Origin of the sequence: Chloracidobacterium sp. N (assembly GCF_018304765.1) — a bacterium.
GTDB classification, from domain to species: Bacteria; Acidobacteriota; Blastocatellia; order Chloracidobacteriales; family Chloracidobacteriaceae; genus Chloracidobacterium; species Chloracidobacterium aggregatum.
Genome location: NZ_CP072642.1, coordinates 458,649 through 478,715, shown reverse-complemented (window position 1 = coordinate 478,715; position 20,067 = coordinate 458,649). Strand labels below are relative to the sequence as shown.

The following is a 20,067-nucleotide window of genomic DNA, read 5'->3' as shown; positions in this document are numbered from 1 at the left end:
TCATCCATCCGGCTAACCTTGTGTCTCTTCCGGTGTGAGACGTTCCAGCCACCTGTGGATGACCGCAAACACGTCCGCAGGTTCAGCGGCGGCCAACGGCAACCGGAGCATCTGCCCGCCTGTCAGCCGCGCCCCGGGAACTTCCGCCACCAGCCGGGTCAGAGCGGCAACGTCAATGTGTGGCTTGTCGGCGAACCTGACACTGAGCGTACCGCCATCCCAGTCCAGCGACAAGATACCCAGCGCCGAAGCGCGATGCCGTAGCCGCGCATACTCGAACAGGGCGATAACCTGCGGCGGGCGCGGGCCGTAGCGGTCATCGAGTTCCTGCCCCAGCGCCTCCAGCGCCGCATCATCCGCCGCCGAGGAAATCCGTTTGTAGGTGCGCAACCGCTGTCCGACATCGGCGATGTAGGTCTCCGGTATCCGAATGTCCATCCGCAGGTTGATAGCGGTCTGGATGTCTTCCTCGATGGGCATCCCACGGAGTTCGCGCACGGTTTCGTCCAGCAACCGGCAGTAGAGATCGAACCCGATGGTGTCGAGGTGGCCCGACTGCTGCCCGCCGAGCAGATTCCCTGCGCCGCGCAGCTCCAAATCAAGAGCGGCAATGCGGAAGCCTGAGCCAAGGTCGGAAAACTCCCGGATGGCCGCCAGCCGCTGGCGGGCGACACTGGACAGTTCCGTCTCCGGCGGAATGAGCAGGTAGGCAAAGGCCCGGCGGTTGGAGCGTCCGACCCGGCCACGCAACTGATAGAGCTGTGCCAGACCATACTGGTCGGCGTGGTTGATGACAATCGTGTTGGCCAGCGGGATGTCAATGCCGTTTTCGATGATGGTCGTCGAAACCAGCACATCCAGTTCGTGATTGACGAAGCGCATCATGACGGCTTCGAGTTCCTTTTCACCCATCTGCCCGTGTCCGACGCCAATCCGCGCCGCTGGCGCCAGACGCTGAATCAGCTCGGCGATGGTGAAAATGCTCTCGACCCGGTTGTGGACAAAAAACACCTGTCCGCCGCGCGCCAGTTCGGTCTCGATGGCGCTGCGGACGACATTTTCGGAAAACTGCGCCACGACGGTATGGATCGGCAGGCGGTCGCGGGGCGGCGTTTCGATGACGGACATATCACGCAGCCCGGCAATCGCCAGATTGAGCGTGCGCGGGATGGGCGTGGCCGAAAGCGTCAACACGTCCACCTTCCGCCGCAACTGCTTGAGCTTTTCCTTGTGCGCCACGCCAAACCGCTGTTCTTCGTCAATGATGACCAGCCCCAGGTGCTTGAACGTCACATCCTTTGAGAGCAGCCGGTGCGTGCCGATGAGGATGTCCACCTCGCCACGCGCCGTGCGCGCCAGCACATCGGCAATCTCTTTGGCCGTCCGAAAACGCGACACCATTTCAATCGTGACCGGAAAAGACGCAAACCGCTCACGGAAGGTTTTGGTGTGCTGAAAGGCCAGGACAGTCGTTGGCGACAGGACGGCCACCTGCCGGTTTTCCATCACGACCTTGAAAGCCGCCCGCATGGCGACTTCAGTTTTGCCGAAGCCCACATCGCCACAGAGCAGACGGTCCATGGGCACGGGCGATTCGAGGTCGCGCTTGATGTCGGTCAGGGCGGTGGCCTGGTCGCGGGTGAGTTCGTAGGGAAAGGCGTCCTCGAATTCCTGCTGCCACGGCGTATCGGGGGCGCAGGCTGCGCCCTGCACGAGTTGCCGCTCGGCGTAGAGCCGGAGCAACTCCTCGGTCATGTCGCGCATGGCGCGCTTGGCCCGCGCCTTGGTCTTGGCCCACGCATTGCCACCCAGCCTGTCGAGCCGGGGCGTGCTGGTTTCCGCGCTGGAAAACTTCTGCACCAGATCGAGCCGCTCGACCGGGACGGAAAGCCGCTGCTGGTCGGCGTATTCGAGCACCATGACTTCGCAGGGCGGCGTCCGATGGTCCACCTGCACCTGCTGCAAGCCCAGAAAACGTCCGATGCCGTGGTTGACGTGGACGACGAAATCCCCCACCTTGAGGTCGCGGAAATCGGAGAGGAAGCTGCTCACCGAGACCTTGCGCTTGGGGCTGCCGGCCGGCGTCAGCCGCACTTCCTCAACCGACGGCGCTTCATCAAACAGCTCCCGCTCGACGACAAAGGCCAGTTGTGCGGCCGGAAAACGGAAGCCGTTGAGCAGGCTGCCCACCGTGACAAAGCAGCTTGCGCGCTGGGTTTCAGCCAGTGCCTGGCAGAGCGTCAGCAGGTCGGGATAACAGCCAACGGCGATGTCATATTCGCGCAGCATGTCGCGAACCCGCTCGGCCACCCCGGACGAAGGCATGACAAAGAGGGTCGTGACCCCACGCTGGCGCAGTTCGCGCAGTTCGGTGACGAGCTGTGACATCCGGCCGTGGAAACGGCGCATCGGCGGCGTGGCGAGCGCCAGTTCAGCGGCGTCTTCCGGCGGCGGAAAAAGAAACCACGGCGCACCGGCCGCCGCCGCGCCGTTGTCCGAAGGTTCGCGGGGCGTCAGCTCACCCATGAAACCGGCGTCCACGCGGTCGGCCGTGATGCCCAGCGCGCGCAGTTCGCACCGGGGATACCTGGCCAGTGCCGTCCGCAGCGCCTCCGCATCGAGCAGGAAATAATCGGGCGCCAGCACCAGTTCACCAGCGTCGTTGGCCGCCGTGAACTGGTCGTGGAGCTGCCGGGCATACTTTTCCAGCGATCGCTCGACAGCCGCCGGCTCCTCGATGACGAACCGCACCGCGCCAAGGTAGTCAAACAGGCTGCCGGTCAGCGGATGCGCCAGCGGCAGGAGCGATTCCCAGCCGTCGAACAGTTCCCCACGCTCGGCCAGTGTCAGCCGTGGGCGCAGTTCGTCGGCAAAGCGTGCCTCGGCCCAGTGCTCACGGGCACGGGCGGCCCAGGCGCGCAACCCCTCCGGCAGGGTCGCAAACTCGCGCAGGGGAAGCACCTGGCAACTCGTCCGGCGGGCAATGGAACGCTGGCTTTCGATGTCAAACTCCCGGATGGACTCCAGCGTGTCGCCCCAGAACTCCAGCCGTACGGGGTTGTCCTGGGCCGGCGAGTAAATGTCCAGAATGCCCCCTCGCAGGCTGAACTCGCCCGGGGCCATCACCGGCTCGCGCCGCACGTACCCGGTCCCACTCAACAGTTTGAGCAGGTCATCGAGGGGATATTCTTCGCCGACTTCAAGCGTCACCCGCCCCACCGTCAATGCCTGTGGCGGTGCGAGTCTTTCCGCCAACGCCCGCGCCGGAACGAGCGTGACCCGGCTTTCGCCCTGCAGCAGCCGGTTCAGACATAGGGCGCGGGCTTCAAGGACATCGGGATGCGGCGACGTGGCGCAGTAGGGGCCGCCTTCCACCACCGGAAATACCTGCACCCCATCCGGGGAATCGGCGGCCAGTCGTTGCGTGAGGCGGACGAAGTAGCGCACATCGGCTTCGAGCAGCTCGCCATCCTGGGGCGTCGGGACAACAAACACCACCGGCTGCCCGGTCACGGCATGGAGCAGCGCCGGGATGAGCGCGCGGGCGCTTCCCGTCACCCCGGAGACGACACTGACCGGTCGTGTCTGGCGAAGCTGACGCAGGAGTTCGCTGCCTTCAGGGGTACGCGCCAGGTCGCTGAATGGCGCAGGCAAGACGAGTTGGGGCGTCGCGGTGGACACGGCAGCGGTTGACTTCACGGTTGGGGCCGCACCAGGGCGGCCTGACGCGAAAGGATGCGGTCAATGAGGTCCGTCGTGGAAACACCAGGGACGAACGGCAGGGAGTACACAGCGCCCCCGTGGGCTTCGACGATTTCCCGGCCGACAATCTGCTCAATGGGCCAGTCGCCGCCCTTGACAAGCACATCCGGCGCCAGTGCTTCGATGATGGAAAGCGGCGTTGGCGCGTCGAAAACCGTTACGGCGTCCACAGCCGCGAGCGCCGCCATGACCTGGCAGCGTTCGGCGGCCGTCAGAATGGGACGCCCCGGACCTTTGAGTTCCCGAATGGAGCGGTCGCTGTTGAGGGCAACGATGAGAACGTCACCCAGCGCGCGCGCCTGATGCAGGTAGGTCACGTGACCCGGATGCAGCAAGTCAAAACAGCCATTGGTGAAGACGACACGTTGTCCACGTCGCCGCCACTCGGACCGCTGGGCCACCAGGTCAGACAGGTCATAGCACTTGTGGTGCAGGCTGTTCACGGCCGCCGTCAGACAACGGAAGGGTTGGCCACCATCGCCATCACTGACCATAATCACGCAGCATCTTCTTGAGTTCGATGCAGTGCAGCTCCTCCTGCCCAATCATCGTCCGGGCAAATTCCTCGATGTACACACTCCGGTCAGCCACCAGCGCCAGGAGCTTTTTGTACAGGTCCAGCGCGCGGCGTTCGTGCGCGAGGCTTTCTTCGAGAATGTCGCGGACGCTATGGCGGTGGGTTTCCTCGATGGCGGCAATCCGCAGGCTGGGATGCCCCTCCAGTCCGGTCAGGATTTCACCCACCTGCTGGGCGTGGGACAGCGATTCTGTCGCCTGCTGCTTGAAGAAGTTTACGATGGGAATCCGGTTGGGCCCGGTCACCATGAGGGCAAAGTGGGTGTAGCACACGACGCCGGCCAGTTCGCACTCCATGATTTCAGAAAGCAGCGCCGTCGTCTGCTCAACATCAATGTCTTCGAGAATGGGTTTCATAGCTTTCAACCTGCACAGGATAATTCAATCCAGCCCACGCGACTTGGGGGAGCCACTTACGCCACGTCCGAGGACAGCGGGCGCGATGCCGGTACAGCAAGATAGATGACCAGGAAAGCCGCGCAAAGCAGGGCTACCGAGAATTTGAAGACGCCGGGCACATTGGCCGGCGAGAGAAAGCCCTCGATGAGACCGGCCACGACGAGCAGCGGAAAGCACAGGGAAAGGAGCTTGATCGCGGCGATGCCGCGCTCCAGCAGCGCCTCGCCGCGTGTTCGGTCGCCGGGTGCAATCAGCGCGCCTCCCATCAGAAAACCGGCTCCCCCGGCAATGAAAATGGCCATCAGCTCGAAAACGCCATGGGCGCAGACGAAGACCAGCAGCGGCGTAAAGCTGTATTTCACGGCCAGCGCCAGAATGCCGCCGATGTGGAGACCGTTGAACGCCAGAATGTAGAACGTGCCCAGACCGGCAAAGATGCCGAAGGCAAACGCACCCAGGGCCACCTGCAGGTTGTTGGTCATAATGAGCGAAGCCACAAGCTGGTTTTCACCGTTGATATTCGCCGTCCAGTCCTGCCCGCGTTTGATTTGCTCCAGCGCACCGGACAGCCCGATCACGGACGCAAAGGCTTCGTCGTAGCACACAAACAGACCGCCGCCGAGGGCAAAGCCGGCAAAGACCAGAAAGGCCGCCAGCACGTAGCCCCGGTAGGCGCGGAAGAGCGCCGGTGCGTCGTAGCGGTAAAAGTGCCAGAGCTTGCGCCAGCTTCCGCTTTCGGTGCGGTAGATCGCCCCGTGCGCCCGCACGGCCAGGTGATTGAGATAGTTGACGAGCTGGGCATCACGAACTTCCTGCCGGGCAATGGCCAGATCGGCCGCCGCCCGCTGGTAAAGCCGCCCGAACTCCCGGACTTCCTCCCGCTGCAGGCGATGCAGACCGCCCTTCTGCACTGTGGAGAGGAGACTTTCCAGCCGTTGCCAGCTTGCGCGCCGGCGCTCGATGAAGTCGTGCTCGCGGGCCATGGCTTGCCCCGTTACCCGGCCGAAGCGGTCAGGTCACAGTTCTTCATACACAATCGTGTCGTTGGTGTAGATGCATATCCGGGCGGCAATCTGCATGGCTTCTTCGGCCACCCGCCGGGCCGGAAAGTCCGTGTGCCGCAGCAGGGCGCGCGCTGCCGCTTCCGCGTACGGCCCACCTGAACCAATGGCCATGCAGTCGGCATCCGGCTCGATGATGTCGCCGGTGCCGGAAAGCAGCAGGGTGGCTTTCTCATCGGCCACCAGGAGCAGGGCTTCCAGGTGGCGCAGCATGCGGTCGGTGCGCCAGTCCTTGGCCAGCTCGACGGCCGCCCGCTGGAGCTGGCCGTGGTACTGGTCGAGTTTGGCCTCGAAGCGCGTAAAGAGTGAAAACGCATCGGCCGTGGCGCCGGCAAATCCGGCCAGAATCTTGTCATTGTACAGCCGACGAATCTTGCGGGCGTTGCCTTTGACCACGTTGGCTCCCATGGTCACCTGCCCATCGGCCGCCATGACGACTTTCCCATCGCGCCGGACGGCCAGCACGGTTGTGCTGCGAATCCGGGGGCGTGTCGGGGAGTAGGCGCTGGTTGATCGGGTCACGGGATGTTCCCTGAAAAATAAGGCGTTACAAGGTGCGTCCCGGTCTGTAGCACAGCCCAACCCTGCGTGCAAACGGGACGCCAGCGACACAGGTTTCGGCCGGAGCGTGGCGCCAAAGACAGACGTGGGCGGCTAGTTGAGCAGTGGATTGGCGTAACCATCGTCTGGCGACTTGGCACAACGCACAGGCAGGATGGCTTCACAGAAGAGGTTGGAATCGAGCAGGGTCTGCACAATGTAATCGCCGGGTCGCGTGAAGTGCAGGTTGAAGAAAAAGGTGATGTTGGTGTTGAACCCGCCGGCCGCCGGCAGAGACAGTTGGGAAGGTGTCGAAGCGGCCAGCGCCTGCTGGCGTCCCGGATAGAGAATGCGCACTTCGGCCAGATAATCCCCGGTGCCACGCCAGTGATTGCAGACGGCTATGCGTGGGAGACCGAAGGGTACTTCCGGCACGTGAATTTCCTGGAACACCCCCATGAAGCTCAGTTTGTTGCCGACTTCGAGCCGCACGTCGTCGCACAGGAGTTGATAGATCAGTTCAATGGTTTTGGCGTGGTTGGTGGCAACCGCAGGCATGGTGTTGGGTGTCCTTTGGGATGGCTTCCGTCGGCAGTGCGGCCGGTTTCGGGCGCAGCACCCTATTCGTAGCATGCCTGGGCGGGCCAATTCGACAATGACTTTCGTCGGACGGGCAATGTAGATTGCCTTCAAGGTCGCCCCTGCGCGGCGACAACTCTTTCGCCACCTGCGAGTCTCACGCCCATGCCTCTCAAAAATGACCTGTTGGTTCGCGCTGCGCGCTGCCAGCCCGTTGAACGTACGCCCGTCTGGATGATGCGCCAGGCCGGACGCTACCTGCCGGAGTACCGCGCCGTACGCAAGGACCTGCCGTTTCTGACCCTGTGCAAAGCAGTTGATCTGGCCGTCGAAGTTTCCCTGCAACCACTCCGCATTCTGGGAGTGGATGCCGTCATCATGTTTTCCGACATCCTCATTCCGGTCGAGGCGATGGGGCTGGAGGTGCAGTTGACGGAAAAAATCGGGCCCAAAATGCCGCATCCGGTACGCTCGGCCGCCGATGTGGAAGCCCTGCGCGTCCCGGACCCGGTCGAAACGATGCCGTTTGTCTATGACATCATTCGGACGCTCAAGCGCGAGATTGCCGATGCCGTTCCGCTGCTTGGGTTTGCCGGCGCGCCGTGGACGCTTGCGGCCTACATGATCGAAGGCGGCAGCTCGAAGAACTACCACATTATCAAGAGCCTGATGTACAGCGAGCCGGCCATCTTTCACCGGCTTATGGAAAAGCTGGCCGACACGCAGGCACTCTATCTGAAAGCCCAGATTGAAGCTGGAATTGACGCCCTGCAACTCTTTGACTCGTGGGCGGGCGAACTGTCGCCGGAAGATTTTGCCACCTTTGCCCTGCCCTACATTCAGCGGGTCTTTGAGCAGGTCGGGTCGGCTGTGCCGCGTATCCTCTATGTCAACGGCAGCACCCACCTGCTCGAAGGCATGGCCGCTTCAGGCGCCGAGGTGCTCAGCATTGACTGGCGGACTGACCTGGCCGAGGCGGTACGGCGTACTCAGGGACGGGTCGCGCTGCAGGGGAATCTCGATCCCTGCCGCCTGCTTGGGCCGCGCGAGGGTATCCTGCGTGGCGTCGAAGACATCCGTGCCAAAGCCAAGGATGCGCCGGGTCATATCATGAACCTGGGGCATGGTATCCTGCCGCCAACGCCGGTGGAAAACGCCCAGACGTTTATTGCCGCAGCTCAGGGACGATTGTAAGCCCCGCTTGTAATTGCCGCAGCCGTGCACTCACAACCACCGGCGGTTTCTGACGGATCACACGGCAACCTACCTGGTTCTGCCCGGCCGGACCGGGTTGCCGTGGGGGAGGGTAGGTTATGACATCACCGGTGGAAGCCGTATCTGTGGAAGCTGGACCTGTGGAAGCCGTGGGGCAGGCGTTGGACTTCACGGAAGACTTCACCCGGGAACTGCCCTGTGAGGACGGGATACCCTTGGAGAATCTCTGGCATCGGCTGCAAATCAACCTGCTCGATGACTGCGTTCACCAGCTTTGGCGCGGGCGGACGGACTTTTATGCCGGGGGCAATATGTTTGTCTATTACAGCCTTCAGCAGGTGCAGCGGCAGGACTACAAGGGGCCGGACTTTTTCGTGGTGAAGGACGTGGACGGGTCGTACGTGCGACCGTGCTGGGTGGCGTGGCGGGAAGGCGGGCGGTTGCCGGACGTGATTGTGGAGTTGCTGTCGCCCTCGACGCGGGGAGTGGATTTGGGGGCGAAGAAGGCGCTGTACGAGCGGGTGTTTCGGACGCGGGAGTATTTTTGCTACGGGCCGGACCCGACACAGGGTGGAGAGCCGGAGTTGCTGGGGTGGGTGCTGGGGCGTGATGGGTACGAGGCGCTGGCGGCGGATGAGCGTGGGTGGTTGTGGAGTCGGGTGTTTGGGGCGTGGGTGGGGGAGTGGGAAGGCGAGTATCACGGGGCGCGGAGTCGGTGGCTGCGGCTGTATGATGCCGAGGGGCGGTTGATTCCAACGGAAGCTGAAGCCGAACGAAAACGCGCCGAAGCCGCCCAAGCTGAGACGGAAGCTGAACGGAGACGCGCGGAAGCGGCCGAGGCGCGGGCGGCGGCGCTGGAGGCGGAACTGGCACGGGTGCAGGCGCTGTTGTCGAACCAACCCGAAAAACCATCGCAGCCCTAGCGTGGATTTCAGGCTGGAACAATCACCCGGTGGCTGCATCGCTGACATCAGGCGGGAGGGACAACCAATGACATCACCCGTGGAAGCCGTATCTGTGGAAGCTGGACCTGTGGAAGCCGTGGGGCAGGCGTTGGACTTCACGGAAGACTTCACCCGGGAACTGCCCTGTGAGGACGGGATACCCTTGGAGAATCTCTGGCATCGGCTGCAAATCAACCTGCTTGACGACTGCGTTCACCAGCTTTGGCGCGGGCGGACGGACTTTTATGCCGGGGGCAATATGTTTGTCTATTACAGCCTTCAGCAGGTGCAGCGGCAGGACTACAAGGGGCCGGACTTTTTCGTGGTGAAGGACGTGAACGGGTCGTACGTGCGACCGTGCTGGGTGGCGTGGCGGGAAGGCGGGCGGTTGCCGGACGTGATTGTGGAGTTGCTGTCGCCCTCGACGCGGGGAGTGGATTTGGGGGCGAAGAAGGCGTTGTACGAGCAGGTGTTTCGGACGCGGGAGTATTTTTGCTACGGGCCGGACCCGACACAGGGTGGAGAGCCGGAGTTGCTGGGGTGGGTGCTGGGGCGTGATGGGTACGAGGCGCTGGCGGCGGATGAGCGTGGGTGGTTGTGGAGTCGGGTGTTTGGGGCGTGGGTGGGGGAGTGGGAAGGCGAGTATCACGGGGCGCGGAGTCGGTGGCTGCGGCTGTACGATGCCGAGGGACGGTTGATTCCGACGGAATCCGAAGCCGAACGGAGACGTGCGGAAGCGGCTGAAGCGCGGGCAGCGGCGCTGGAGGCGGAACTGGCACGGGTGCAGGCGCTGTTGTCGAACCAACCCGAAAAACCATCGCAGCCCTAGCGTGGATTTCAGGCTGGAACAATCACCCGGTGGCTGCATCGCTGACATCAGGCGGGAGGGACAACCAATGACATCACCCGTGGAAGCCGTATCTGTGGAAGCTGGACCTGTGGAAGCCGTGGGGCAGGCGTTGGACTTCACGGAAGACTTCACCCGGGAACTGCCCTGTGAGGACGGGATACCCTTGGAGAATCTCTGGCATCGGCTGCAAATCAACCTGCTCGATGACTGCGTTCACCAGCTTTGGCGCGGGCGGACGGACTTTTATGCCGGGGGCAATATGTTTGTCTATTACAGCCTTCAGCAGGTGCAGCGGCAGGACTACAAGGGGCCGGACTTTTTCGTGGTGAAGGACGTGGACGGGTCGTACGTGCGACCGTGCTGGGTGGCGTGGCGGGAAGGCGGGCGGTTGCCGGACGTGATTGTGGAGTTGCTGTCGCCCTCGACGCGGGGAGTGGATTTGGGGGCGAAGAAGGCGCTGTACGAGCGGGTGTTTCGGACGCGGGAGTATTTTTGCTACGGGCCGGACCCGACACAGGGTGGAGAGCCGGAGTTGCTGGGGTGGGTGCTGGGGCGTGATGGGTACGAGGCGCTGGCGGCGGATGAGCGTGGGTGGTTGTGGAGTCGGGTGTTTGGGGCGTGGGTGGGGGAGTGGGAAGGCGAGTATCACGGGGCGCGGAGTCGGTGGTTGCGGCTGTACGATGCCGAGGGGCGGTTGATTCCGACGGCAGCGGAAGCTGCGCAGGCGGAAGCCGAACGCGCCCAAGCGGAGGCAGAACGTGCCCGGGCCGAGGCCGAAGCTGAACGGAGACGCGCGGAAGCGGCTGAAGCGCGGGCGGCGGCGCTGGAGGCGGAACTGGCACGGGTGCAGGCATTGCTATCAAGTCAACCCGAAAAACCATCGCAGCCCTAGCGTGGATTTCAGGCTGGAACAATCTCACCCGGTGGCTGCACCGCTGACATCAGGCGGGAGGGACAACCAATGACATCACCCGTGGAAGCCGTATCTGTGGAAGCTGGACCTGTGGAAGCCGTGGGGCAGGCGTTGGACTTCACGGAAGACTTCACCCGGGAACTGCCCTGTGAGGACGGGATACCCTTGGAGAATCTCTGGCATCGGCTGCAAATCAACCTGCTTGACGACTGCGTTCACCAGCTTTGGCGCGGGCGGACGGACTTTTATGCCGGTGGTAACATGTTTGTCTATTACAGCCTTCAGCAGGTGCAGCGGCAGGACTACAAGGGGCCGGACTTTTTCGTGGTGAAGGACGTGAACGGGTCGTACGTGCGACCGTGCTGGGTGGCGTGGCGGGAAGGCGGGCGGTTGCCGGACGTGATTGTGGAGTTGCTGTCGCCCTCGACGCGGGGAGTGGATTTGGGGGCGAAGAAGGCGTTGTACGAGCGGGTGTTTCGGACGCGGGAGTATTTTTGCTACGGGCCGGACCCGACACAGGGTGGAGAGCCGGAGTTGCTGGGGTGGGTGCTGGGGCGTGATGGGTACGAGGCGCTGGCGGCGGATGAGCGTGGGTGGTTGTGGAGTCGGGTGTTTGGGGCGTGGGTGGGGGAGTGGGAAGGCGAGTATCACGGGGCGCGGAGTCGGTGGTTGCGGCTGTATGATGCCGAGGGGCGGTTGATTCCGACGGAAGCGGAAGCTGCGCAGGCGGAAGCCGAACGCGCCCAAGCCGAAGCAGAACGTGCCCAAGCGGAAGCCAAACGCGCCCAAGCCGAGGCGGAACGTGCCCAAGCGGAAGCTGAGGCCGAACGAAAGCGGGCTGAAGCCGCCCAGGCGGAAGCTGAGACGGCAAGAACCCGTGCCGAAGCTGCCCAGGCTGAGGCGGAAGCTGAACGAAAACGCGCTGAAGCGGCCGAAGCACAGGCAGCAGCTCTGGCTGCCGAGATTGAGCGGCTGCGACGCCTGCTCCAAAACCAGCCAGAAAACAAACCGGGCGGTTGAGCCACCGCCCGGTTCCAGTTCAGTCGTTTACGCCCGGACAGGCCTCACGCCAGCTTTCCAACAGCCTGGCACAGCCGCAAAATTCATCGCTCAGGGGATTCTGCCCCCCCTTGTTTATCATCAACCTCGATGGCGCGTTTGCCATCCGGCAGTTGCCGCACTTGGTAGTAGCCCAACGTAGGCGCCCATTGCCGTCCATCCTGGAAAGCGACGGATATAATGGCGACCCGGGCCGTTGCCGGCGAAGACAGGCGGCCGCCCATCAGTCCGGGGCTGCTCATACCATTGTAATGCCGCTCATCCACATGGAACGTCTGAAATCCATCGTCAGACTTGAGCGGAATCTTGACCTGCCGGCCCTGTATGTCCAGCAGCAACGCCACATCCAGACGCTCGACCATCTGGGGGCGTTCAATCCATTGAAGGTGCACGGTGAGGTGACGCAGCCAATCCCTGTCGGCTGAAAGCCTGATCTCGTGGCGGTGGTGCTCACGTGTCGTCAGCAGCGGGATGTCGAATGTGCTGGAAACTTTGGTTTGCGGATGGGTGTAGGTGATTTGCGCAATATGCGCTGGTGGGTTGAGACCACCATAGACCACCAGTGTCGGCTCATTTGGCGTACCTGCCTGCGCCAAACCGGTGGATGGAAGCCAGAGGATCAGACTGGCAAGCAGCGCCAGCCCCCAAACGGACGCCAGTCGGACGTTGTTTCGCATCGTTACCTCCAAGGTTCAGGATGCACGCAAGCGTGCACGGAAACAGAATGCACCACATCAGTTGACGCAAATGGACTGTTGCAGAGGATGCCATACGTGCCCCCCCGCAAGCGACAAACATCGGACTCAGGCCGTCGCCGCGCCACCCACCGGCGCGCGAAGTCGGGCAGGGTTGATGAACAGGGCGTTGGCATAATACAGCCGTCCATCTTCATGATGAGACAGTTCGTAAAGGCCAAAGAAGGCGAAACCATGACGGCTTAGAAACTCATGCAAGGCAAAAAAGTTAGTAGCTTCTCCAGCTTTCTCAAAGCCCATTTCAGCATAAATAAACGTCGTCGTCGGCAGATAATCCACCGCTCCGGCCAGAACCGGAATCTCATAGTTTTGGGTATCAATCTTGAAGAAATCAATTCGCGGAAGAGCTAGCTTCTTGGCGATGTTTTGTGCTGTCTCAACCTGAACTTCCTCAGATTGACCAGTTGGTGAAGGCTGGTTGAGTGCTGGATTGAGTGAGTTATGCGCTGAATACCTTTGCAGGTGCATGACTTCAACTTTGGGCTGCTCCCCCAAAGCAACATTCAAAAGTGTCACGTTCGGAAGGTGGCCAACCCGACGCTCAAGCTCATTGAAGGTAGCCTTGACCGGCTCAAAGGCCACGATGTGAGCGTGTGGAAACGCCCCCCGAAGCCAGCAAACGGTTTCGCCGACATTGGCCCCGACATCAAAAATGACCTGTACCGATGACAGCGGGACAAGCCGCCGGATGTCGAGGATGACATCCATTTGTTTGGGCGCGTACGCGGTCTTGAAAACCGTGTATCCGGCCTTCTCGATAAGCTGTCGGATGAACTTTTTCATTGCCCCAGATAGGCCTCCCGTACACGGGCGTCCTGCAGAAGTTCGGCGGCGCTGCCGGTCAGCAGGACACGCCCGGTTTCCAGCACATACCCGCGACTGGAACAGCTCAGCGCCAGGTGTGCGTTCTGTTCGACGAGCAGAATCGTCAAACCTTCGCGGTTGAGTTCCCCAAGCGCGTCAAAAATCGCCTGTGTGACGAGTGGCGCCAGCCCCAGCGATGGCTCATCCAGAAGCAGCAGCGTCGGACGGCTCATCAGCGCCCTTCCAATGGCCACCATCTGCTGCTCGCCCCCGGAAAGCGTTCCGGCCCGCTGCCGGAGCCGCTCTCTGACGCGCGGAAACAGCGTACACACGTGGTCGAGGTCGCGGCGAAACTGCTTCCGGTCCGGCTGGCGGTAAGCGCCGAGTTCGAGATTTTCGAGCACCGTCAGGTCGGGGAAAATGCCCCGCCCTTCGGGGGCGAGGGCAATGCCGCGTGCAACAATCTCGTGCGTGGGACGTGCCGTGATGCTTTCGCCATTGAACACAACCCGGCCCCGCTTCGGCTTGAGCAGTCCGACGATGGTTTTCAGCGTCGTCGTTTTGCCGGCCCCGTTGGCGCCGATGAGGGTCACGATTTCCCCCCTGCCCACCGTCAGCGACACATCGTGCAGCGCCTCGATGGCCCCATAGGCCACACCAAGGTTCTCCACGGTCAGCAGCGGCGTTCCATCAGCCGGCAGGTGGTGGTTGGGTGCAACCGACATCGTTGCCTCTTTTCCAAAACAGGGCTTCTGTGGGGCGCTTTGATGGGCGCTACGGCAAGGTCACATCGAGCAGCGAGGTCTGCAGGGCCACGCCGGCTAACCGCCGACGTGCATAGTCGCAGTAGTCAGGATTGATGTCCACTCCCAGGTAGTGGCGGTTCAGCCTCTTGGCGGCAACCGCTGTCGTTCCCGAACCAAGAAAGGGATCGAGGACGACATCCCCAGGGCGCGTCAACAGCCGGATGAACTCCGTTACGACCGCCTCTGGAAAGACAGCCCGGTGGGGACAACCCTTGAGCGATTCGACCGGCGTTTCAATGACATCGCGTTTGAGTCGCGCACCATGCATGCGAATGACGGTGAAGCCATCGCGTTCCAGATGAATGTTTCGCCCCCCTTCCCGCCCCCCAAAAGGCACGGAATGGATGCCACGGATTTTCATGCGGAAGTCCTGAATCTCACCGCGCCGCACCTCGGCAATCGCATTTTCCAGCGCCAGGCGCGCCTGTGCTTTCTGGTCAGGAGTCAGCGTCGAGGCCTCGATGAGGCGAAAATACCGCTGTCCGATCCGGTTTCCCCGGCGGGTGGCGTCGGGTGGCTTTGTCTGGCACAGAAAACTCTCCGGGAAATACTGGTAGGCATCCGAAATGACAAAGTGAAAAAACGGTTCGGTGCTGGAGACAAGCCGCCGCCGAAAATGACGTGGTGTGGGATTACGCTTGACCCAGGTGATGGCATTCACGAGGCGTACCGGAAAACGCTCCATGGCAGCCACGGCGAAGCGATACGGGATCAGCGCCAACCCCCGGTGGGCATATTTGTCCCCGATGTTGATGACGATGCTGCCCGTCGGTTTGAGCAGGCGTACACAGTGCCCCAAAATACTCAGCAAGCCTTCCAGATAGTCCTGCAGGCTGGTTTCGTTGCCGATGCCGCCGCCGTAATCCCGCTGGCGAAAGTAGGGCGGCGAGGTCAACACCAAATCCACCGTACCGGACGGCAGCGATGACAACAAAACCAGGCTGTCCCCGCACAGAATCCGGTCCCGAGGGAGTGATACAGGTCCGGTCGCTTCCTGTTCTGAAACGGATACTCCCAACTCCGGCTTGTAGGTATCGCCTGCAATCAACATCGTTTCCTCAGGCCCGGCCAAGGTAGGCAGCAATCACCCGGACGTCCTGTTTGATCTCATCCGGCGTGCCCACGGCAATGGTCTGCCCCTGCTCGACGACGTGAATCTGCTCGCAAGCCCCCATCACCACCCGCATGTTGTGTTCAACCAGAACGACCGTCAGCTTGAAATCCTCGCGGAGTTGACGAATCTGACGCATCAGGGCGAGAGATTCCTGGGGGTTCATACCGGCTGCCGGTTCATCCAGCAGCAGGGCCTTGGGGCGGGTGGCCAGGGCGCGGGCAATTTCGAGCCGCCGCTGGTTGCCATAGGAAAGACTCTTCGCCGGGGCATGCTGCTGGGAGGCCAGCCCGAAACGCTCCAGAAGTTCCAGAGCGAACTCGCGTTGTTCGCGTTCTTCGGCCTGCTGGCGGCGCGTACGCAGGATGGTGGCCAGCACACCCGACCGACTCTGGTTATGGCAGGCCGTCATGACATTCTCCAGCACCGACAGTTCACCAAAAAGACGGATGTTCTGAAACGTCCGGGCCAGCCCGCGCCGCGCAATGGCGTGGGGCGGCAACCCGACGATGCTCTGGCCTTCAAACTGTACATCGCCTGAAGTCGGCCGATAGACGCCGGTCAGGACGTTGAAAATCGTCGTTTTACCGGCCCCGTTCGGGCCGATGAGGCCAAAGACCTGGCCGGGTGCAACCGTCAGGTCAAGGTCTTTGACGGCAACCAGTCCGCCGAAACGGACGGTCGTGGACCTGGTGGCCAAAAGTGCTGGCGCAGACGACATGGAAGCCTGTTTCCGCCTCGCTTATCCCCAGAAGTTCAGTCACTGAAAGCCGGCCCGTCTTCCGGCTGGCCGTAAATCTCCAGCAGACAGTCCCGCAGATAGACAAAAGCCTCTTCCGGGCTGTTGGCGTAGCGAAAGAAATTCAGGTCGGCAGACGAAATCATGCCCCATTTGACCAACGCTTCAAAGTTGAGCACCTCACGCCAGTAGGCTTCACCGTAAATGACAATCGGTATCCGGCGGTTGAGTTTGCGCGTCTGAAGGAGTGTCAGGACTTCGAGCAACTCATCGAGCGTTCCGAACCCACCCGGAAAGATGACCAGCGCCTTGGCCGGATAGACCAGCCAGAACTTCCGCATGAAGAAGTAGTGAAACTCAAAGCACAGTTCAGGCGAAATGTAGGGATTCGGATACTGCTCGAAGGGAAGGCTGATGTTGAACCCGACCGACTTGCCGCCGGCAATGGCAGCGCCACGATTGGCAGCTTCCATAATCCCCGGGCCGCCACCGGAGCAGACCAGAAACCGGCGCTGCGTCGTTGGCAGACTCATGGCCCAGGTCGTGAGCATCCGGGACAGGTCCACCGCGTCATCATAGAAATGGGACAGCGCCGGGTCCGCGTGCTCTCCGTTGGTTTCCTCCGGTTCGTACTCCGGTGGGTACTTGCCTTCAGGATGGGGGTGAATGCGGGCCGAGCCGAAAAACACGATGGTGTCGCGTACCTGGTGCTGCTGCAACCGGACGGCCGGTTCGAGGTATTCACTCTGGATACGAATGATGCGCGCCGCGCGGCTTTCGAGAAATTCGTGATTGCGATAGGCCTTTGGAGGTTTGGCCAACCGCCGAGGGGTTTCGGTCATCGAGGTTGTCCACTCTCAACTAGGGTTCCGCGCCATTGTCAGCCATTTCCCGCATGCCTTTCCAGGCTGCCGGGCGGTTTGGCAGGTCATTGTTTCGGCTGACCGGCAGGCAGCATTCCTTTTTAGCACAGCACCGGCCGGGCAACGACTGAAAAGTGGCTGACATCTGCCGAGCGTACGCAACGCGGTGACGCAGGCAGCCTGCTGGCTTTCAGCCTGTTGGCTTTCAAGCCTACCGGCCCTCGTGAGAAGCCGCCGGCGTGTCTTCCGGTGTTCCCAGAACCCGATGTTCAAGCCGGCGTGACTCGGCAATAATGGACTCAAAAAGCCGCCGCACCGCCTGGTCATCAAGCGGCCCGGTATTGCTGGTGATGACCTGCGTCAACACTTCCATTTCGCGCGCCGGGATGTGTACCGGCAGCCCCTGCGCGTGTTTGAGGTGCGCAATGGCAATGACCAGTTCGGCGCGCCGATTCAGCAATGCCAGCAACTGGGCATCGGTTTCATCAATCAACCGCCGGTACTCATGCAACGTCATGAAAGCACCCAACCAAACAGGACCGAACCCGCCAGCGCGGCCCCCGCCTGGCAACCAGAACATCGGATGTAGGTTTTCTCACATTACACAACGCTCTGTGCTACTTTCCAGCTTCACCTGAACGTCAAACGCCACAGCCATTTTTTTACTGGAGATGACACGACCCACTATGAAGTATCACAAGTTTTTCCTGGCATTCGTCGTCGGCGGCTGCCTGCTCGCCGTCGTTGGGGGGACGCAGGTCTTTGCGCAACGCCAGACCAGCGACTCCCCGGCAAGTGACATGCGGAGCAACCAGCCGAAGAAAGGCAAAATCAAGGTGGCCATCATTCCGCAGGACAACCAGCGCGGCTGGACCAAGGACATTATGGTGGCTGAACTGGAGACGGCGCTCACCGGCGGCCGGTTCGACATCCTGTCCCGTGACTCCCTCAACTCCATCATTGCAGAACAAAAGCTCGCCAACTCCGATCTGGCCGATCCCAACAACGCCATCAAAGTTGGGCGACTTGGCTCGGCGCAGTACATCATCGTCGCCAAGTGCGTTTCGATTGATGTGAAGGAAGGTGGCGTCAGTATCGGCGGTTTTGGACGCCGCGAAAAGAAGATGACCACCAAGGTCAACATACAGCTTATCAATGCCGAGACCGGCTCGGTCATCAAGTCAGAAAACTATGACGCCAGCGATGCCACCACCTCGACGCAGGTGGGCAGTTTTGGCGGCAATACGGCCGATGCGCCCGGACAGGAATCCTTCACCAAGATGATGAAGACCTTTGCGCAGCGTTTCGCCGAAGTCGTCAGCCTGGAAGTACCGTTTGAAACCACGGTGGCCATGGTGCGGGATGGGCAGGTCATCATCCGCAGCGGGTCGGCCGACGGCGTCCAGGAGGGGATTCAGTTCGATGTCATCCTCGAAGGGGAACCCATCCGGGATGCAGACGGAAGCATTCTGGAACGGATCACGAACCGCGTGGCCACGCTGCGCGCTGCGAAGGTCAGTGAGAAAGTCACCTACTGCGATGTGGTTCAGACCTTCGATCCGAATTCAAAGGTGGCCGATCCGACGCCCAACCTCGGACGCATCCAGACCGACATGACCGTGCGGCAGGTCGCGCGGATGACGGCCCCGCCACCCCGCCGCAACAAATAGTCTGGTCATTCCCAGCCCCGGCCGGAGGCCCACCTGCCGGGGTCTTTTTGTTGACCATCGTGGGCTTTGGAGGAGGTCCCTGTGAAACTCGTACGCCAATCCACTCTGCGTTTCCTCATGGCCGCCGGCGCGGTGCTGCTCGCCGTAGCCCTCCCGGCTCAGGCCGAGACGCTCAAGAAACGCTACACCTTCGACTACAACCCGGCCACCCGTTCGGCTTCGGAAGCACGCGCCAAATCAAAAGCCCGGAAGCAATTCCTGGCGGACTTCCTTGAAGCCAAGTTCTCCCGCGCCATCATCGAGAGCCTGGCCGAGGAAATTGACATTGCCCTCGATCCACCGGATGAGTTCCTGACCGATTTCAAAATTACCAACACACGCTTCAACGACGATGAAACCAAGATCATTCTGACGGTTGAAGGCGACGTCAACCTGCCGGCCATGGTGTCGGCCCTGGTTCAAAACAAGGTGCTCAGTTTTGGCGAGCGCCCGCCGCGCGTGATGTTCCTGCCCTCCAGCCGCTTTGATGACCCGAAAGCAGCCAAGACGCTGCGCGCCCTCGTCTATGAGCAGATGCGCCAGGCCGGGCTGCAATCGGTGGCGTTCGAGGGGGTGACGGAGATTACCTCGGTGCAAATCAAGCAATCGCCCAACGGGCTGCGGGTGCTCGCCAAGCAGGCGCTTCAGTATGGAGCGGACTACCTCATCTATGTGGACCCGGAAACCGACAACCGCCCGGCCAGCATCGGCGGCCATATCTGCGACGCGAACTTCATCTACACGGTCATGCGCCCCAACGACAACCGCATCCTGGGCGAAGGCGTGATTACAACCCGTGGCAGCGCCAACTCCGGGATGGTGGCGTTCGGCAAAGCCATGGACGAAGCGGCCCCCATCCTGATGACGCGCGCCGTCGGGCAACTGTACCAGTCCATTTTCGCAGATAGCGATGTCATCTACGATCAGAAGCAGCTCAGGAACAACATCGCCCTGACCGTCTATGGCAAAACCTCGCCCCAGCAGACACAGGCCATCATCAAGGCGCTGCAGGCGCAGAATGCCTATGTGACGCTTGGCGTCGGCGGCGTCGGCGACCGCATGACGGTTGAAACGACGCTGGAGGTGCTCGATCTCTACAACTTCTTCAATGACCAGACTTTTGAAGCTGGTGGAATGAAATTCAAGGCGCCCGTCGTCGGCTACGGAGAAAACACGCTCGAAGTGGAGATTGTCACCCCGAACGGGCAACCCCGGAAAGCCCGGGCGACAAACCCGCCGCCCCGGCGGCCGCGTCCATCGGACACCGGCGCGTCAACCAGGCCCAAAGGCATTGTGTGCAACCTCAAGCCATCGCTGCGGGCGCCGGCCTTTGTGCAGTGACCGGTGGCGGTGAGCCACCGTTTCCTTTTGCCAGCCCCATG

At 61.7% G+C, this 20,067-nt stretch carries 20 protein-coding genes; 7 read left to right on the top strand and 13 right to left on the bottom strand.

Going from position 1 to position 20,067, the window contains the following annotated elements; all coding sequences use genetic code 11:
* Positions 1 to 12 precede the first annotated feature (12 nt).
* From mfd to J8C05_RS02005, 6 genes are all read right to left on the bottom strand, one after another.
* Positions 13 to 3,699, bottom strand: coding sequence for a transcription-repair coupling factor (gene mfd / locus J8C05_RS02030; RefSeq protein WP_211422558.1), 3,687 nt, complete (start codon positions 3,697 to 3,699; stop codon positions 13 to 15).
* The gene (gene rfaE2 / locus J8C05_RS02025) at positions 3,696 to 4,256 is read right to left on the bottom strand and encodes a D-glycero-beta-D-manno-heptose 1-phosphate adenylyltransferase (RefSeq protein ID WP_211423174.1); all 561 of its coding nucleotides are present in this window, start codon (positions 4,254 to 4,256) and stop codon (positions 3,696 to 3,698) included. The genes mfd and rfaE2 overlap by 4 nt, the downstream gene beginning before the upstream one ends.
* Complete coding sequence (locus J8C05_RS02020; RefSeq protein WP_058868100.1) at positions 4,246 to 4,695, bottom strand: ferritin-like domain-containing protein; 450 nt, start codon at positions 4,693 to 4,695, stop codon at positions 4,246 to 4,248. The genes rfaE2 and J8C05_RS02020 overlap by 11 nt, the downstream gene beginning before the upstream one ends.
* Positions 4,696 to 4,751: 56 nt before the next feature.
* The gene (locus tag J8C05_RS02015; RefSeq protein ID WP_211422557.1) at positions 4,752 to 5,720 is read right to left on the bottom strand and encodes a stage II sporulation protein M; all 969 of its coding nucleotides are present in this window, start codon (positions 5,718 to 5,720) and stop codon (positions 4,752 to 4,754) included.
* 33 nt (positions 5,721 to 5,753) lie between these two features.
* Positions 5,754 to 6,320, bottom strand: a complete 567-nt coding sequence (hslV, locus tag J8C05_RS02010; RefSeq protein ID WP_281503758.1) for an ATP-dependent protease subunit HslV — start codon at positions 6,318 to 6,320, stop codon at positions 5,754 to 5,756.
* A gap of 132 nt (positions 6,321 to 6,452) precedes the next feature.
* Entirely contained in the window at positions 6,453 to 6,896 is a 444-nt protein-coding gene (locus J8C05_RS02005; protein WP_211422556.1) for a DUF6941 family protein, read from the bottom strand.
* A gap of 186 nt (positions 6,897 to 7,082) precedes the next feature.
* On the opposite strand from J8C05_RS02005, the gene hemE reads away from it, so the two are divergent.
* The 5 genes from hemE (at position 7,083) to J8C05_RS01980 (ending at position 11,859) form a co-directional block, all read left to right on the top strand.
* Positions 7,083 to 8,111, top strand: a complete 1,029-nt coding sequence (gene hemE / locus J8C05_RS02000; protein ID WP_211422555.1) for a uroporphyrinogen decarboxylase — start codon at positions 7,083 to 7,085, stop codon at positions 8,109 to 8,111.
* Positions 8,112 to 8,257: 146 nt separating this feature from the next.
* Positions 8,258 to 9,055 carry a Uma2 family endonuclease gene (locus tag J8C05_RS01995; protein ID WP_246840723.1) on the top strand — a complete coding sequence of 266 codons (798 nt, stop codon included), beginning with the start codon at positions 8,258 to 8,260 and terminating at the stop codon, positions 9,053 to 9,055.
* 94 nt (positions 9,056 to 9,149) lie between these two features.
* A complete protein-coding gene (locus J8C05_RS01990; RefSeq protein WP_246840722.1) occupies positions 9,150 to 9,905 on the top strand; it encodes a Uma2 family endonuclease in 756 nt (251 codons plus the stop codon).
* A gap of 94 nt (positions 9,906 to 9,999) precedes the next feature.
* Entirely contained in the window at positions 10,000 to 10,818 is an 819-nt protein-coding gene (locus tag J8C05_RS01985) for a Uma2 family endonuclease (protein ID WP_246840721.1), read from the top strand.
* Between the two features lie 96 nt (positions 10,819 to 10,914).
* On the top strand, positions 10,915 to 11,859 hold the full coding sequence (locus tag J8C05_RS01980) for a Uma2 family endonuclease (protein WP_246840720.1): 945 nt from the start codon (positions 10,915 to 10,917) through the stop codon (positions 11,857 to 11,859).
* Positions 11,860 to 11,942: 83 nt separating this feature from the next.
* Here the strand turns inward: J8C05_RS01980 and J8C05_RS01975 are convergent, their stop codons facing one another.
* The 7 genes from J8C05_RS01975 to J8C05_RS01945 form a co-directional block, all read right to left on the bottom strand.
* The gene (locus J8C05_RS01975) at positions 11,943 to 12,575 is read right to left on the bottom strand and encodes a hypothetical protein (protein WP_211422550.1); all 633 of its coding nucleotides are present in this window, start codon (positions 12,573 to 12,575) and stop codon (positions 11,943 to 11,945) included.
* Between the two features lie 126 nt (positions 12,576 to 12,701).
* The gene (locus tag J8C05_RS01970; RefSeq protein ID WP_211422549.1) at positions 12,702 to 13,436 is read right to left on the bottom strand and encodes an FkbM family methyltransferase; all 735 of its coding nucleotides are present in this window, start codon (positions 13,434 to 13,436) and stop codon (positions 12,702 to 12,704) included.
* On the bottom strand, positions 13,433 to 14,182 hold the full coding sequence (locus J8C05_RS01965; protein WP_211422548.1) for an ABC transporter ATP-binding protein: 750 nt from the start codon (positions 14,180 to 14,182) through the stop codon (positions 13,433 to 13,435). The genes J8C05_RS01970 and J8C05_RS01965 overlap by 4 nt, the downstream gene beginning before the upstream one ends.
* Before the next feature lie 49 nt (positions 14,183 to 14,231).
* Complete coding sequence (locus J8C05_RS01960; RefSeq protein ID WP_246840719.1) at positions 14,232 to 15,197, bottom strand: DNA-methyltransferase; 966 nt, start codon at positions 15,195 to 15,197, stop codon at positions 14,232 to 14,234.
* 124 nt (positions 15,198 to 15,321) lie between these two features.
* Complete coding sequence (locus J8C05_RS01955) at positions 15,322 to 16,095, bottom strand: ABC transporter ATP-binding protein (protein WP_211422546.1); 774 nt, start codon at positions 16,093 to 16,095, stop codon at positions 15,322 to 15,324.
* 35 nt (positions 16,096 to 16,130) lie between these two features.
* On the bottom strand, positions 16,131 to 16,955 hold the full coding sequence (locus J8C05_RS01950; RefSeq protein WP_211422545.1) for an LOG family protein: 825 nt from the start codon (positions 16,953 to 16,955) through the stop codon (positions 16,131 to 16,133).
* Positions 16,956 to 17,187: 232 nt separating this feature from the next.
* Entirely contained in the window at positions 17,188 to 17,493 is a 306-nt protein-coding gene (locus J8C05_RS01945; RefSeq protein ID WP_211422544.1) for a chorismate mutase, read from the bottom strand.
* A 169-nt stretch (positions 17,494 to 17,662) separates the two neighbouring features.
* Here J8C05_RS01945 and J8C05_RS01940 point away from each other — a divergent pair, with 169 nt between their 5' ends.
* Together J8C05_RS01940 and J8C05_RS01935 are read left to right on the top strand one after the other, a co-directional pair.
* Positions 17,663 to 18,646: a CsgG/HfaB family protein gene (locus tag J8C05_RS01940; protein WP_211422543.1), complete on the top strand. Its 984-nt coding sequence runs from the start codon at positions 17,663 to 17,665 to the stop codon at positions 18,644 to 18,646.
* Positions 18,647 to 18,727: 81 nt separating this feature from the next.
* Positions 18,728 to 20,026, top strand: coding sequence for a hypothetical protein (locus J8C05_RS01935; RefSeq protein WP_211422542.1), 1,299 nt, complete (start codon positions 18,728 to 18,730; stop codon positions 20,024 to 20,026).
* Positions 20,027 to 20,067 lie beyond the last annotated feature (41 nt).

Bases quoted from the DNA above. Each gene is read 5' to 3' on its own strand.
- J8C05_RS01975 (WP_211422550.1), bottom strand. From the start codon at position 12,575: ATGCGAAACAACGTCCGACTGGCGTCCGTTTGGGGGCTGGCGCTGCTT.
- J8C05_RS01940 (WP_211422543.1), top strand. From the start codon at position 17,663: ATGAAGTATCACAAGTTTTTCCTGGCATTCGTCGTCGGCGGCTGCCTG.
- hemE (WP_211422555.1), top strand. From the start codon at position 7,083: ATGCCTCTCAAAAATGACCTGTTGGTTCGCGCTGCGCGCTGCCAGCCC.
- J8C05_RS01950 (WP_211422545.1), bottom strand. From the start codon at position 16,955: ATGACCGAAACCCCTCGGCGGTTGGCCAAACCTCCAAAGGCCTATCGC.
- J8C05_RS01955 (WP_211422546.1), bottom strand. From the start codon at position 16,095: ATGTCGTCTGCGCCAGCACTTTTGGCCACCAGGTCCACGACCGTCCGT.
- J8C05_RS01965 (WP_211422548.1), bottom strand. From the start codon at position 14,182: ATGTCGGTTGCACCCAACCACCACCTGCCGGCTGATGGAACGCCGCTG.
- rfaE2 (WP_211423174.1), bottom strand. From the start codon at position 4,256: ATGGTCAGTGATGGCGATGGTGGCCAACCCTTCCGTTGTCTGACGGCG.
- J8C05_RS02005 (WP_211422556.1), bottom strand. From the start codon at position 6,896: ATGCCTGCGGTTGCCACCAACCACGCCAAAACCATTGAACTGATCTAT.
- J8C05_RS01970 (WP_211422549.1), bottom strand. From the start codon at position 13,436: ATGAAAAAGTTCATCCGACAGCTTATCGAGAAGGCCGGATACACGGTT.
- J8C05_RS02020 (WP_058868100.1), bottom strand. From the start codon at position 4,695: ATGAAACCCATTCTCGAAGACATTGATGTTGAGCAGACGACGGCGCTG.
- J8C05_RS01945 (WP_211422544.1), bottom strand. From the start codon at position 17,493: ATGACGTTGCATGAGTACCGGCGGTTGATTGATGAAACCGATGCCCAG.
- J8C05_RS02015 (WP_211422557.1), bottom strand. From the start codon at position 5,720: ATGGCCCGCGAGCACGACTTCATCGAGCGCCGGCGCGCAAGCTGGCAA.